This is a genomic window from Niallia sp. FSL M8-0099 (assembly GCF_038006945.1).
In the GTDB taxonomy this organism is placed as follows: Bacteria; Bacillota; Bacilli; order Bacillales; family Cytobacillaceae; genus Niallia; species Niallia circulans.
The window spans coordinates 1758334-1772607 of the sequence record NZ_JBBOWF010000001.1 but is presented as its reverse complement, the minus strand read 5'-3'; the positions used below and the strand labels follow the sequence as shown (position 1 = coordinate 1772607).

Sequence of the window (14274 nt, the reverse complement as noted above, 5' to 3'; positions counted from 1 at the left end):
TCCTTTACGAGATTAGTTTTAAACCAACAGCTGCAACAAGTATCATAGAAATAAATAAAATTCTTTTGCCATCCTTTGGTTCTCCATATACAAACATCCCTAATAGAGCAGAACCAACTGTACCAATTCCAGTCCATACGCCATATGCCGTTCCCATTGATATAGTTTTCATCGCATAGGATAACAACGCAAAGCTACACATAAATCCAATGACTAAATAAAGAAGTGCATCCCATTTTTTCATCGTTAACCGTTTAATATTAATAACGCCAATTATCTCACAACAACCTGCTGCAATTAAAGCTAACCATGCCATTTATTATTCAAGCCTCCTCCTGATTTGCTGCTTCATCTGTAACCATTTTCAAGCCAATTACCCCAATTAATAATACAAGCATCAAAATTATTTTTGCTATATTAATCGGTTCATTAAATAAAACTATTTCTGCGATCACTGTCCCTGCAGTTCCCAATCCTGTAAATACAGCGTAAACTGTTCCAATTGGCAAATATCTTGTCGTATATATCATTAGATAAAAACTAATGACAATTGCTATTATGGTTCCACTCCATTCCCAAAAACTTGATGCATGTTTTAAGCCAGAAACCCACGCAACCTCCACGATTCCAGCACTAAAAACCATCATCCAATATTTATTCAAATTAATTACCTCCCTTATACATAACTACCAACCGTTCGGTAGTTAATTTTGTCACACATTAGTCTCTACGTCAAGACAACACCTGAAAAAGTTTTCTCCAGTAAGGATTCAGTTGTAATTTGCTAAACTGTCAAATTGATTAACATAAAAGGAAGATGGGTGTTAGATTATATTTCTTTCATAGTTTCATGTGGGAAGATCTATTTGTTAATCCAAACAAAAAAGAGAAATTATGTGTGCTAATTTCTCTTTCGGGGTTTTTCACTTAGTATTATGCATTATCTTATCCAATTCACTTACTAATAATTTTTTTCAATGCAGATAGTTCTTCATCATTTACTTTCAAATTCTCAGCATACATTTGCTCTCTAGGTGTCCACACCATACTGGGTGAGTTGGATTAGGTTTTTGTTCGCTGCTTGGGAAAATGTGCCAGTGCATGTGAGGATCGCCATTTCCTAAAAGCTCATAATTATATACTGCTTCTGATACTCTACTCATTTCGGCAAGAAACTTATCTTTAAAATCACTATTCAACTCATTCTTATGTTCTTTACAAAGGAACAATATATCGGCCTAATCACCAATAACTATATAACCTGTTTCCAGTTCTTTGACGAAATACTTATTGGTTCCTTTTTTAATCATTTCTATCCGGTTACCTATTAAACAACTTCCACTAAAGTACCTCCGTTTAATTACAAAAAAAATCATAATTGTTGATAGTAAACTTGATTTCTTTATCTCTATGTGGATAATTGCTTTCTCTTCCAGTAAATATAATTATATTTAGCTACTTCGTTTTTTAATGGTATATAACAAGGTTCCTATCAACATTCCCAAAGATACTCCTGCTCCGTAGCTGCCTATTGCTATAAATACATGCCCTGCAATCATAGCAAATGTACCTAATAAGGAACCAGCTAATAATCCAAAAATCATTCCATATATTAAATAGTTTTCCAATTTGGGATGTTTATTCCCTTTGTTAGTAGGCATATTTGTCCCCTTTGTCAAAGGCATTTTCTTCTTGAATGTTCACCTTTTTCGAGCTCTATTTTTACTATCTTTTAGTCATTTTGGTGGTTGGCTATTTTTTGTATTTATTAGAAAATATGAGCTTCCGCCCGTAATAATGCCACCTCCAACAGTGAACGCTGTACCAATCATCACCCAATTTGCGGATAGAAAAGCAGATACGTAAATTCCAGTCATAAATAGGAATATGCCAATGATTATCAAGATCGTAACTTTATTCATTTCATCCCCCCTATTAGTTAACTTAGTTTCTTTGTTTGAAATCCATTCAAAACATGATTTTTACTATATTTATACATACGTTTATGGGGCCATTTAGTTTCGCTAAGTTATATATGTATAAATATTTATTAATTAGGAATGCGGCCTTCCTTCAAATTCCTATTTAATGCATCATAATCCTTCTTTTTAAAAGAAACAGCTATGCTAGCTACTCTCCTCGAGTTCGGAAAGAGCATTAATTGTTGATGAAACTTTATTCCCAATGGTCCTATTATTTGGTATATCAAGTTCAATATGAAAAAACAGTCGGAATCTACGCCATCTTTTAAATGATTTTTAATATTTATCACAACAAAGTTGTCTATGATTTCAAATCTCGGTTTTCGGGGAGAAATATTATTTAGTTTGCAGAGCTTCTTTATTGCTAATTTAAAAATGTCTGTTTGTTCTTCATTTTCTATCATTAAAGATTCTCCTTAACGTTTACTATATATAGTAAACAATGAAAGATTTTAATACAGATAACTTTCTTGCAGCTTAACACTGTAATACCGCATGGCTTTAGGAACCCCTTCTAGTTCAAATATCCCTTTTAATACTAATCGGATTAATCGATATTCGAAGTAAATATCTCCGATTCTTTGATTGAGATTTCCAATAATCTCTCCCTATATGCCGCGCAGATTTTATAAAATCTGCGTTATTCTGTTCTTTATGTAATATTTTAGCTGTTTTTATTATATAATTATCGTAATAGTCTTCTGCAACATTATCAATTTTCTTATCCGCCCAGATTCTTAAATTTTTATTCTGTTGGGATATTTGCTTCCACTCATTTATGTACTTAACTCGTGTACTCATTGTAAGTGGCTGTTTCTGGTTATTTTTTTGATAAATGGCTTGTAACTCCTCAGATGAAAACAAGCCAGTATGTATTGCATAGTCCTTTGCATCCGATTTGAAAGCTATCTCTTCATAAGATTCCAGAGGATTAATTAAGAAAATATCATTCGTTTTATTTTGTAATAAAGAAATAACAAAGCGTTGTGCCGTTTGTTCATCAGCATTTTCGCCTGCCCAAATGAAGATATGGGCATGTTCTTTAATATTCTTTACTTCTAAAATTGTTTTATAGAATCTTCTCTTATAGCTTAATAAGTAATTCTCATCATAATTAATATGGTTTATTAACCATTTGTGCCTAAGTGCGAGCCCCATTTCCTCCTCTATCTTCCATAAAGGTCCAAAGGAAAAATCATCTGAAAAACAGATAACTTTTTCCTCATCCTGCACTCCCATTTCTTTAAGTGCCATTCTTAAACTGCCAGCAGCAGACTCACCAAAAGCAATATGTACAACCTTATAATCCCTTTTATTTTCAATCTTTGGTTGAATTGTTTTAGCCTGTAAATAATTTTGATAAGTTCTTCTTAAACTTTTCGCAAGTTCCTCATCTGGCTGTTCTTCCACACTTATTTGTAGCAGAATAAGAAATAACAATGACCTTACTTCTTCTTCACTTGTATTCTCAACGTATTCTTTTAATTTATGAATCATAATTTTTCCCCTTTTGACTAGTTAAAATAGTTTTGTATTTTCAGTTACTTCTCTTCCCTTTTTCATCAACAGATAAGATATTAATATTAGCCTCTCCAAAACCCCTAAAAGGATATCTCTATTGGAGAAACTACTGTTTTTTACAATATCATAAAGCCTGTCCACTCTATCATTAGTCATTTGCACTGCGCCCCACTTATCGGGCGCGTATACTTTTTAATTTCTAATATACTTTATTATTATCTTTCTATACCAATAATAACATAATATTCCAACTATTGAATTATTTATAAACAAAAAATATGGCAAGTTAGAGCTTAATCAAACATCTATTATATTCACTAAGGAAATGAGGAAAAGGGATTATACTTGCTTTATGCTGGTTATTAAAATCAATGGAGAATTATTAAAAATACAGTATTAGGATCTATTTATTTACTTTGGCTGCAAGCCTAGTGGGGCATGTACGTTACAGTAAAAGTAAAGGTACGGTCATTCCCCCACTTAACCTTATATGGACTTGGCTTTAAATTTCTATTGTTTCATTGCATGATTATTCCTATTTGTCACAAATAAAAATGTAAAAACAATTTGACATTTACAGAACGAATGATAAAATGAAAATGTCAAATACTTTTTACTTTTTTAAAAAAAGGAGATTGAATGATGAATTGGATAGTTGCTTTATCACTTATTATTTTTGCAATCTGTACTCTATTAATTGTGACGAATCTGGTGTCATTACCAAAATTAGGAGACGAAAGAGCAATTTACATTAAAATGAGAGCACAATCATACACTTTTGTAGTTGTAATCGGTATTTTATTGTTAGAGATTATTGAGTCTATCTATGTAACAACTTGGACGAACAGCCATTATGAGGGGATGAAACCATTTAGTTTACTTGTTACAATTTCAGTTATATATTTAATTTCATTACTATTATCTAAGAGGAAATATGGTGGATAAATGAAAAATCGTATTAGAGAATTAAGAAAATCGTCAAAATTATCTCAAGAAGAATTAGCAAAACTATGTAATGTGACAAGACAAACGATAAATGCAATTGAAAATGATAAATATGATCCCACTTTACAATTAGCATTTAGCCTAGCCTCTGCATTGGCTACCACGGTAGACGAACTTTTTATATACGACACTGTTAGCAAATAATGAGGCAGTTATAAAGAATAAAAACCCAAATTGATATTATGATATGCTCCCCTTTAGGTAGACAATGTTAAAAAAACTACAGTACGCTGTAGATAAACATTTACTTAAAGGGGATTTTTCTATGTCTAGAAAAAATAATACGTATTCAAATGATTTGAAATTAGAAATTGTACAAGCCTATTTAACAGGCAATGAGAGTATGCAAAAAATTGCGGATCGTTATGAAATTCGTAATGTTTCTCAAGTGAAGGCTTGGGTTAAGAAATTCAAAGAAGTAGGCTCAATTGAAGCCTTTGAACGCCTTCCATCGGTAGGTTCTGGCGCAAAAGGTGTGAAGAATCCACTAAAAGGTAAAAGAATTCATTTTAAGCATGTAGAAGAAGAACGTGATTATTATAAGGCTCAGGTTGAATACCTAAAAAAGCAGTATCCAAATCTGTAAACGGAGGAATGCCTACTTTCCCAGATCGTTATCACATTATCGAAGAAATGAAAGATCGTTATCCAATTACTTGGCTCACTGAAATGGCAAAAGTAGAACGTTCAGGCTATTATAAGTGGCTCAAAAATGGCAAGGTATCATTACGTAAACAGGATGATATCCTTTTAAAGGAGCTCATTTTAGCGATTCATCAAACGCATAAAATGTATGGTTACCCCCATATGAAAATCGCTTTACGAGATAAAGGATTTCATGTAAATCATAAGAAAGTTTATCGGTTAATGACTGAGCTGGGTATTCAATCGATTATCCGTAAAAAGCGTAGAGTATGGGGAAATCGTATATCGCGTGTATTTGATAATGTGTTAGAGCGCCAATTTAAAGAGCGTGTAGAAAATGAGGTACTCGTGACAGATATTACGTATCTACCAACGAAAGGTGGTTTTCTCTACTTATCGGCTGTGCAAGATTTATATAACAACGAAATTGTTGCTTGGAAGATTAGCGAACGTAACGATTTAGAACTAGTCATGGATACGCTACAGGAATTGACGGCAAAAAGAAATGTGTATCGAAGCATCATTCACTCCGACCAAGGCTTTCAATACACATCAATTAAATATCATCAAACAGTAGAACAACTTGGCATGATAGGCAGTCATTCTCGTAAAGGAAACTGCCACGATAATGCTTGTATAGAGTCATTCTTCTCTCACTTTAAAAGTGAGTGTTTGTATCTGTTACACGATAATTCGGAAGTAGCAGTGAGACAAGCTGTTGAACAATACATCTATTTCTATAACTTCCAACGCTTCCAAAAACGACTCAACCACCTGGCACCGATAGAATATCGACACCAGATGGCTGCTTAGTCTTTTTAAAGCTGTCTACTTGACAGGGGTAAGTCCAATTCGGGTTTTTATTCTTTAAATGAAAGAAGATAAATAGAAGTTATGCGCAGTCTGATTAAGTGTCTTTATTTTCTTTTATAAAAAATTGATAATAACCTTTTACGCAAAGAGATTTTCTACATTATTATATAATTTAAATACCATCACTCGTTCACCTGTACGTGAGCTTAAGTCTGTATGAAAGCTTTTTACTTCCTCTCCAGTAATGGTTAATATACATTTTTTTAGTTCTTCAACACCTGATTCCACTAATTCGGAGCGTGTTTTCTTAATGGTTAATAGTCCTTCTTTTGTTTCACACACCGTATATTCCGCTGGTGTTAGAATGCCCTGCAAATTCACTATGATCATATCGCGTAATATATCAGTTTTAACAGATAAGGATCCCCGACCAAGAAAATCCTTTTCCCATTGTGTTATTGCTTTACTTATTTCTGCTTCACAAGCACCTTTTGTTAATTTCATTTTATTATGCATCCCCTATTAAACAGATAAAAACTTATTTTTCTATATTTGTCTTTCAAGATGATTTAACACTTGTATATCATTAAGCTAAATACAAATCGGTTTAAACCTCTTTCATATAAAAGAATATATACTAATCTGATTTGCAGCACCATCAGCATTAGCATATTTTAACCTTTTTAAGCAGTTTTATTTGTATTTATTTCCACAACAGAAGACTTTCCATCTTGATGATTAATCAGTAGACCTCTCACTTTTACTGTTGGCGGCACTAATGGATGATGACAAATCATCTTAACACAATTTTTGATATTGTCACCAGTATTTTGTTTTCCATTTAGCCATTCATTAATCGTTTCACCAGTAAATTCAGGCATGCTATTTTGAAGAAGATAATCCAATGTCTGGATTCTTGACTTAAATTGTCCTTCTAGAGAAATAAAACGATTGACCTCATTGCTTGTTCCGACAACAAAAATTTCTTCTACATTTTCCTGAAAGACAGCAATAATAATTGACCTCATTATATCTCCAAAAGGATTAGAGATAACAGGACCAAAGCATTTTATAGTCAGCATGTTTTCTGGCTGTATATTGGTTTCCTCTTTTATAATAGATTCCAATCCATCTCCAACATCCATCAAAAATAACACTTTTTTTGTTTTATCTAAAATCATCTCGTACCCTCCTTTGTTATGGAAACCGTTCTTTACCAATTCTCCCAATGGCCTTCTGGGCTAATACTTGCTAAACGGACCCAGCCATTCTGAACTTTTTCTTGAAATGCAGCATTATTTTGCAATAATCGCTCAACATAATTTTTGGGTGCCTGAATTATAATCAGTAAGCGAAGCGGTGAATGATATGCAGCTTGATCTGATTGCATAACAGACTGCCACGGTAAGCCCGTTAACAAGTCACTCGCATTCCCCTGCATAACACCAAGACCTGCTGTTACGGTTTGTGTTGCCTTATTGCCACTTCCATAATAATGAGGAGCTACCGTTGATGCGTAATATTCTAGATTTATCCATTGTGTGACCGTTCCTGGACCTGAAATAATATTATCTAAGATTTCTCCGCTTTCATCCTTCTGCCATTTATAATTATGAAGAAAGACTCTGCCTTCCAAGTCACAGCCATTTGTTAAATCACGTTGACCAATTATAAAAGCTGCATTACCAGCTAAGCCCCATTCAGGACGAATCACACTCCAATCCTCTGCTAGTTGATGGGCCTCAGACTGAGGATTTTTGCGTTGGGATGAGAAATGCGGTATTTTAGCTAAACGCTCTGTATTTGCCTGTTTGCTTACTCTTGGCAAAATGGCTTTAATCCGATGAAAAGCTTCTTGTGCTGATTTAGAAAGTTCTGGAATGTAAATCCAGTCTAATTCATCAACGGTTGTATTATGCTCAGCAGCTGCGAAAACCGTTTCTTTAGGAATGTCTATTCCTTCTAAGGACAATGCTTTTCTTACTTCAGGCAGGTTACACAAAGTTGCTAAGACTCTCGCGTTGAATCCACCTGAAGCCCCGCCACAGGCACCACAATCAAGAGAAGATGCATAAGGGTTATTTGTACTATGGCTTCCATGTCCACATATAACAACTAATGGGCTGAAATTCTCTGTTATCCCCATCATTTTTAATGCTTGTCGGGCATAATTAACTTTCTCTTCCTCGGTAAACCCAATTGGAATCCCGTTCTCTGTTTGATGAACATGATTAAGAACCAGTTTTGTATTTGGTTTACGTACCCAATTTTTGCGTAGATTATGAATGAAGCGATCGGCACTTTTTGGGACAAAACTGCGTGCTGCCATTTGGAGACTTAGCCAAGGACCACTTAATTCTGGTAATAGTAAGTTTGCAAGTAAATTCTGTTTCATCGATTTGAAAGTATCGCTAAAGGAATGAACGGTCTGCTGACGGTGTTGAAAGGCTTTAAGTTCATTCTCATCTGTACTCTCCATGATTTTATGCAATGGCTTTTGCATAATTGGCAAGGATGGGTGACTGTGTTCGCTTCCTAATTTATTCGTGGCTATCGGTACTCCAAAGAAACCAGCCATTCCTATTGTTTCAAATGGTCCCTCTTTTTCAAGCTGACGACGAAATGGCTCGGAGCGAACATCTATACAGAATACAAATTGTGCTAATGTTGTTGCTTTATCGTTTGTACTAAATTGTTTCGCACTAATTTTTTGACTTAATTGTTCAGCATGTGTTTGCTCCCAAGCTTCCAGCCAGAGTTTTCTGCAAAGCTTCTCATCAAATTTTGCTGCAAATAACAAGTATTCTTGTTGTTGTGCACTAGACAACTGAGACCATTCCTCTAATGAAAGACTGCCCCAATGAATCAACGCTGCTAAAAGACCATCTATGGACTGATTATTTTCGTAGCTTTTCGGAATAAAAGGAAGCTGTGGATTGATAAGCACCCATTCTAAGGAAATTCTTACTGCTAAATATTCGGTTAGCAGGCTATTTTCCTCACTCGATTGTTTAGAACGCCAGAGCATCATTCCTGCCCATCCAGGCAAAGATAGTAAATGTGCTTCAAGATATTTCTGTTTTTCTGGTTCAGGAATAGAAAGAGCATTTAAGCCTTTATTCAAGGCTATTTCTGCCTCTTTTGGCCACTTTTTTAAACTTTCACGTTGTTTTTTTGTAAGGGCAGGATCATAACTAATCAGCCGGCGCCAAGAACGATAAAAACCTTCCTCTCGATGGGGCATTGTCCAGGCAGCCTGCGACTCATCAAGATATAATTTACACCACTTAATAACATGGTAATCGAGTATATTGATTAAACTTTCCTTATCTTTACTTTCTAGATGAGAACTGATTGGCTGCACAGAAGAATAATGGAATGAATCTGAATGTTGCTCCCTATATTCTTCTGCTTTTTTCTTTAATTCATGAGATGAGAGCAGGCTGGATGGAATGGGTTCCAAATTTAATGCCGCATGGCAAAAACGCTCTGCCACATCTTGTGGGATATTAAAGGAATTGGATGCAAGCCATTGCTTTAGCTTCTGCTTAACAAATGCTTCCTTAATTTCTCCCTTTTTTTTCGCTGAAAGGATCATAGAGGCACTAGGATAAATATCAACATCACGAGTCTGTTTTAACCAATCTGCCACTTGATCAAAAGTTTTTTTTTCAAGACCCATCCACGGATGACGGGCTGCAAACGTAGAAATTGGCCACAGCGGTGCAATTACTTTGCTGGCAGCTTCAACATAACTCTTAATATCACCTTCTACAAAATCATCTGGCATATTTTTTTTATTTGAACTAGCTTTTGTTAATACAGATGGAATACTCAACGCTCATTACCTCCTTTATGGTAATTGTTGTTTTAGATAGCTCGGATGACTTTCTACTGCTTTTGGCTTTGCTTCTCCTAATCGCACTAACCAAAGATATAGGACAGTACAAAAGATGGACGAACGATTTCTAGAAGCGATCGCCCCTATCGCAGCGCCAACTAATAAAAGACAACCAACGATAATGACAACAGCTAATGGCGGCTGAGAACCTTTGAAAACAGCAGTCTGTAATATGTCATAGAAAAAATGATGGATAAAAGAATAAATAGCAGCGGTTCCCCCTACAAAAATTAAACCAACAATCCGGCCGATGCGCCCTTCTCCAAAAGCAACAAGCTGTCGCCAAGAAATAGAAACAGACCAAACTAAAATTAACGAACTAATTATTTGATAGCCTTCTCTTGGTGCTTGGAGCCAAAAAACTAGCCCCACAGTAATGCTTAAAATCCACCCTGCTATCGTCCATAAAAAAGCAGGCTGTTTTTTTCTGTAATTAGACTCTTCCTTACGTCGCACTGCTGAACCCGACTGTAAAAATAGTGTCGCTTTGAATAAACCATGTAAAATAAGATGGATAATGGCAGCAACATATGCGCCTAAGGCACACTGAATGAGCATGAAGCCCATTTGCCCAATCGTCGAACCAACTAACTGACGTTTATAGTCAACTTGTACTAAACTAATTCCAGTACCAACCAAGACAGATATCCCGGCAAATAATAGTAATAGAAGAGTTGGAGCTAAATCACCATTAAATAATGGGGAAAAACGAGTAAGCATGATTCCGCCTGCATTGACAATTCCTGCATGCATTATCGCTGAAACAGGTGTTGGTGCCACAACAGACTCTACTAACCATCTTTGGAATGGCCATTGAGCTGCTGGAATGATAACCGCTAGGACAATCAATAAATTAATTCCAGTTCTTTCCCATGCTGAAATTCCAACTGAATTTTCAATCGATAGAGCGGTTGATAATTGCCAAGAACCAGTACTGTGAGACAGCCAGATTGCTGCCAATAACAAGGACACCCAACCGATTAAAAAATGATAACCAGATACTTTAGAAGCCTCAGCAGCCACTTTCCAGCCATTATTTAATCTTATAAGCAAGGTTAATCCTGCAAGCGTTGCTCCCCAGAATAGAACCAGCAGTCGAAGATCTCCACTTAGCCAAGCAATGGAAGCGGCAGTTGTGGTAAAAGTGAAAAGGGTAAAATATTTGCGATAAGATCGATCTCCCATTAAATAGCGGATTGAAAAACGTTGAACAATTAAACCGATGGCAAGGACAAAAAAAGTCATCAGCCAAGCCAAGGAATCCATATGAAAAGGACCTGCATTTTCTATTCCATTCGGATTCATAAGTGCGATTAATGCGATCAAAGGCGGAAAAGACACTATCCAGATATGAACCCTTACATAGCTTAATGGCACTTTTGGATGCAAAAATAATAGTCCACTCAGCATCGAAACAATAATCATCATAAAAAACACTAACAGTAATGATGGCATACTGTGCAAAAGAAACATTTTAAAAACTCCTTTAACTAACTTACTTCAAAAAACCTTTAATTTTGCCAATAAAAAAGCCGACAATCTTTTAAATTCACCATGATCTGCAATCATGAGAAAGTAAAAAATTGTCGGCTTCCCTTCAACTAATTACATCGAATTGTTTGAAGAGCTACCTCTATATGGTTTTATATTTTCATTTAATTTATAAAAGACATTCATACAATAATTTAGGTTACTTATTTATCAAATCACTTTTGCTTATTTTATTAAGTTACTTTTTCATTCAGTCAATATCATTATTAAAAGAATGCTAAAGTCTTAATTTTTAAGCGAAAATTAACTTATAACTAAGTACGAAACTAACTATAAGATATGCTAAATTTTTATATTTGTCAATAAGAAAGCCTAATCTCCAAAGAAAAATCAAATTAGTTTATAGCAGATGGGAAAAAATTTTTTCAATCACTAAAAATGACTTCTCATTCAAATGGCCATTTATTATCTTCTACCAGCTAAATAATACTTAACACTTTCATTCATTAGTAATTTGATACATAATTAGTATAGTCTATAATTTCCCGAAAGGATCGGTATCATGCTCCGAATCGAACTTATTTGTCACGAAATCAAACGTTTAATGGATGATTATTATAAATGTGAAAATGCCCAACTTAAAAAGCAAATACATAGTGATATTAAACTTTTAAGCAACGTTCTCTATCTTAGCGACCTGCCAGATGAGTATCATGAAGCAGTGCAGGAAAAGAGAGAAACCATTTAGCCTATGCCTACATATTTTGAAATTCACTTTATACTGCTGGAAATAAACAAAGAAGCATCTTGATTCATAAAAATATGATTACCTTGATAAAATGTTTTCCTTTTCATTGAATGAAAACCAACTTCCGACAATATTTCATTTAATTCTTCTTCTGTAAAACCGTTATGTACTTTAGGATGGTTTATTTTATCATTTTTATCAAAGTCGATGATAATTAATTTGCCATCCTGATTTAATATTTGGAATAACGCTTGTAATATCTTCTTTGTATTTGGGATATGAAGAAGAACTAAAGACATTAAAATAACATCTGCCTTAAAATTCGGGGTGTCTTGCGTAAAATCAGAATATAGTATATCTGCATTCGTAATTCCTCTATTAGCTATTTTTGCTTGGGCAGCCTCCAGCATCTGTTCGGATGAATCCACTAACAAAATCGAAGCTACCAAATCCGTTAACTCTAGACTAACGAGACCAGTGCCGCTCCCATAGTCCATTAAAGATTGAGGTGTACTGTTTGCTAATTCTCTTCTTACTTCCTTCACAATCACATTAGCTAGGTTTCTTCGATCTTCTGTATCATATCTTTTGGCCAGCTGTTCAAAAACATTCGCTTCCATTTTCCACTCTCCTAATTTGAGATTAGCTATTATATCAACTATCTAATATCTAATGTCTATTATTTAATTTAACTCGTACGATAAGAATGCTCAATCTTCTTTACTTCTACTCGTTAAAGAGATTGACGATGAAGAAATTTTATCCTTAAAAATTGGCACATTTACCATAAGCAGCAGGCGAATATAGAGGAATTACAAACTATATAACCTTGAGAATTTTCCAAAGTTTGTAAGCATAGTGACTTATTTATTTGATGGTTTAGCATATTTATTTGTTTTAACATCTATTATAATGATGATTGCTTTTTAATAAAAGAAATAGGGATAAATTCACCCTATTTCTATGTTTCCTATTATTTATTTTCATGGCAGCTTTTTTGTCCTATAAATCTTTCTGATCCACATTCAGCTCAATTAAATTACCATCTGGATCAGCACAGAATATTTGAGCAAATCCGCTTATTCCATAAGGTTTTTCTAAAAATTCCACATTATGTTTCTTTAACCAACTACGGGTATCATAATAATTTTCAACTCGGAGAGCAAAATGCCCTTCCCGACTGTTTAGCGATTTATCTTTGCGAATCGTCTGCGATGTTGGATAAACAATTAAATGAAGTTGCTGATCCTGTATTTTGTACCATGCACCAGGAAAATCAAAATTTGGACGGGGAAGTTCTTCTAGACACAATATTTCCCCATAAAAATGTTTGGCTTTTACTAAATCGGTTACGGTAAGACTTACATGATGAAGGGATTTGTATTTAATCAAGCAGTTCACTTCCTTTTTGTTATTTATAAAACGAAATGATGGTTCATTCTTATCTAATGCTTTGTTCGATAATTGATTTCATTCATAATTATATATCAACTAAAAAAGGACTGCGACACGATTCCTCTAAATAAGTATATACCGGAAAGAATAAAAGTTAGAATAGAAATTACTAAATTATTTAACTACATAATTCTATGCTCCTATTCATTAAACCCATTTTAAAAATCCACTGTAAACATCACGTTGTTATTCATCAGATATTATCAGCTTCTTTGTATTCACATTATATATTTTATAGCCAATCTCCCACTTCTTGTCTTTCGTTACAGTCAAAGTACAGTAATACGGCACATTCTTGCCATATGCATCAAGGTCTGGAATATTGTCAAAGCTATACACTTCGCCTGTATCTTGCATTTCGAATCTAGCTTCGGCATAACGGCGTGTGCCATCTATTTCAATAGTACATTCCCCAATTACTTCAACGTATTCTTTTAACAATATGTATTTTAAACTTGGAAAAGTTATCAATAAAAGAAAGACACCAACTGATAAAACCACTAACGTCTTCCCCATTATTATTAAAGAATAATTTCTATCCTTGTACATTTGTACGATATAAATAACTGAAATCAATAGAAAGATGATTCCTAACGATAGCATCAAGAAATACATAATCATTCACTAACCCCTCACTTTATATCCTTATACGAAAATAAAGAGGTATAGTTTCATCCATTTATTTTTCCACTAAACAAAAAAGATCAGACCTC

Annotated in this window: 19 protein-coding genes and 1 pseudogene; 5 read left to right on the top strand and 15 right to left on the bottom strand. The window is 34.4% G+C overall.

What is annotated here, in order from left to right; translation table 11 throughout:
• Positions 1-4 precede the first annotated feature (4 nt).
• The 8 genes and pseudogenes from NSQ92_RS08390 to NSQ92_RS08360 form a co-directional block, all read right to left on the bottom strand.
• Positions 5-316 carry a DMT family transporter gene (locus NSQ92_RS08390; protein WP_047940253.1) on the bottom strand — a complete coding sequence of 104 codons (312 nt, stop codon included), beginning with the start codon at positions 314-316 and terminating at the stop codon, positions 5-7.
• Positions 317-323: 7 nt separating this feature from the next.
• Positions 324-662: a DMT family transporter gene (locus NSQ92_RS08385; protein WP_061800467.1), complete on the bottom strand. Its 339-nt coding sequence runs from the start codon at positions 660-662 to the stop codon at positions 324-326.
• 789 nt (positions 663-1451) lie between these two features.
• A complete protein-coding gene (locus NSQ92_RS08380) occupies positions 1452-1661 on the bottom strand; it encodes a hypothetical protein (protein WP_061800469.1) in 210 nt (69 codons plus the stop codon).
• Between the two features lie 75 nt (positions 1662-1736).
• Positions 1737-1922: a hypothetical protein gene (locus tag NSQ92_RS08375; RefSeq protein ID WP_172866901.1), complete on the bottom strand. Its 186-nt coding sequence runs from the start codon at positions 1920-1922 to the stop codon at positions 1737-1739.
• A gap of 128 nt (positions 1923-2050) precedes the next feature.
• On the bottom strand, positions 2051-2386 hold the full coding sequence (locus NSQ92_RS08370) for a hypothetical protein (RefSeq protein WP_095257414.1): 336 nt from the start codon (positions 2384-2386) through the stop codon (positions 2051-2053).
• Positions 2387-2434: 48 nt separating this feature from the next.
• On the bottom strand, positions 2435-2530 hold the full coding sequence (locus tag NSQ92_RS26815; RefSeq protein WP_445669268.1) for a hypothetical protein: 96 nt from the start codon (positions 2528-2530) through the stop codon (positions 2435-2437).
• Entirely contained in the window at positions 2502-3479 is a 978-nt protein-coding gene (locus NSQ92_RS08365; RefSeq protein WP_341152559.1) for a DUF1835 domain-containing protein, read from the bottom strand. Before NSQ92_RS08365 ends, NSQ92_RS26815 begins: the two co-directional genes overlap by 29 nt.
• 21 nt (positions 3480-3500) lie before the next feature.
• Positions 3501-3683, bottom strand: a pseudogene (locus NSQ92_RS08360) (DUF6241 domain-containing protein); the annotation flags it as partial.
• Positions 3684-4142: 459 nt separating this feature from the next.
• Here NSQ92_RS08360 and NSQ92_RS08355 point away from each other — a divergent pair.
• From NSQ92_RS08355 to NSQ92_RS08340, 4 genes are all read left to right on the top strand, one after another.
• Positions 4143-4448 (top strand): hypothetical protein, encoded by a 306-nt coding sequence (locus NSQ92_RS08355; RefSeq protein WP_141232309.1) that lies wholly within the window; start codon positions 4143-4145, stop codon positions 4446-4448.
• On the top strand, positions 4449-4652 hold the full coding sequence (locus NSQ92_RS08350) for a helix-turn-helix transcriptional regulator (RefSeq protein ID WP_047940247.1): 204 nt from the start codon (positions 4449-4451) through the stop codon (positions 4650-4652).
• Between the two features lie 121 nt (positions 4653-4773).
• The gene (locus NSQ92_RS08345) at positions 4774-5094 is read left to right on the top strand and encodes a helix-turn-helix domain-containing protein (protein WP_061800473.1); all 321 of its coding nucleotides are present in this window, start codon (positions 4774-4776) and stop codon (positions 5092-5094) included.
• An 8-nt stretch (positions 5095-5102) separates the two neighbouring features.
• Entirely contained in the window at positions 5103-5966 is an 864-nt protein-coding gene (locus NSQ92_RS08340) for an IS3 family transposase (protein ID WP_341152558.1), read from the top strand.
• Between the two features lie 138 nt (positions 5967-6104).
• On the opposite strand, the gene NSQ92_RS08335 is transcribed toward NSQ92_RS08340, so the two are convergent.
• The 4 genes from NSQ92_RS08335 to NSQ92_RS08320 all read right to left on the bottom strand — a co-directional run bounded on the left by NSQ92_RS08335 (position 6105) and on the right by NSQ92_RS08320 (position 11340).
• The gene (locus tag NSQ92_RS08335; RefSeq protein ID WP_047940244.1) at positions 6105-6470 is read right to left on the bottom strand and encodes a DUF2294 domain-containing protein; all 366 of its coding nucleotides are present in this window, start codon (positions 6468-6470) and stop codon (positions 6105-6107) included.
• 179 nt (positions 6471-6649) lie between these two features.
• Complete coding sequence (locus NSQ92_RS08330; protein ID WP_047940243.1) at positions 6650-7147, bottom strand: carbonic anhydrase; 498 nt, start codon at positions 7145-7147, stop codon at positions 6650-6652.
• Positions 7148-7179: 32 nt separating this feature from the next.
• Positions 7180-9804, bottom strand: a complete 2625-nt coding sequence (locus tag NSQ92_RS08325; RefSeq protein ID WP_095257417.1) for a DUF2309 domain-containing protein — start codon at positions 9802-9804, stop codon at positions 7180-7182.
• A gap of 15 nt (positions 9805-9819) precedes the next feature.
• Entirely contained in the window at positions 9820-11340 is a 1521-nt protein-coding gene (locus tag NSQ92_RS08320; RefSeq protein WP_095257418.1) for an NADH dehydrogenase subunit 5, read from the bottom strand.
• 580 nt (positions 11341-11920) lie between these two features.
• Between NSQ92_RS08320 and NSQ92_RS08315 the strand changes: the two genes are divergently transcribed.
• On the top strand, positions 11921-12106 hold the full coding sequence (locus NSQ92_RS08315) for a hypothetical protein (RefSeq protein WP_095321409.1): 186 nt from the start codon (positions 11921-11923) through the stop codon (positions 12104-12106).
• 23 nt (positions 12107-12129) lie between these two features.
• Here the strand turns inward: NSQ92_RS08315 and NSQ92_RS08310 are convergent, their stop codons facing one another.
• The 3 genes from NSQ92_RS08310 to NSQ92_RS08300 all read right to left on the bottom strand — a co-directional run bounded on the left by NSQ92_RS08310 (position 12130) and on the right by NSQ92_RS08300 (position 14182).
• A complete protein-coding gene (locus NSQ92_RS08310) occupies positions 12130-12726 on the bottom strand; it encodes a class I SAM-dependent methyltransferase (protein WP_095320020.1) in 597 nt (198 codons plus the stop codon).
• A 382-nt stretch (positions 12727-13108) separates the two neighbouring features.
• Positions 13109-13498 (bottom strand): VOC family protein, encoded by a 390-nt coding sequence (locus NSQ92_RS08305; RefSeq protein ID WP_095320019.1) that lies wholly within the window; start codon positions 13496-13498, stop codon positions 13109-13111.
• Between the two features lie 249 nt (positions 13499-13747).
• Positions 13748-14182 carry a hypothetical protein gene (locus NSQ92_RS08300; protein ID WP_341152557.1) on the bottom strand — a complete coding sequence of 145 codons (435 nt, stop codon included), beginning with the start codon at positions 14180-14182 and terminating at the stop codon, positions 13748-13750.
• Positions 14183-14274: the final 92 nt, after the last annotated feature.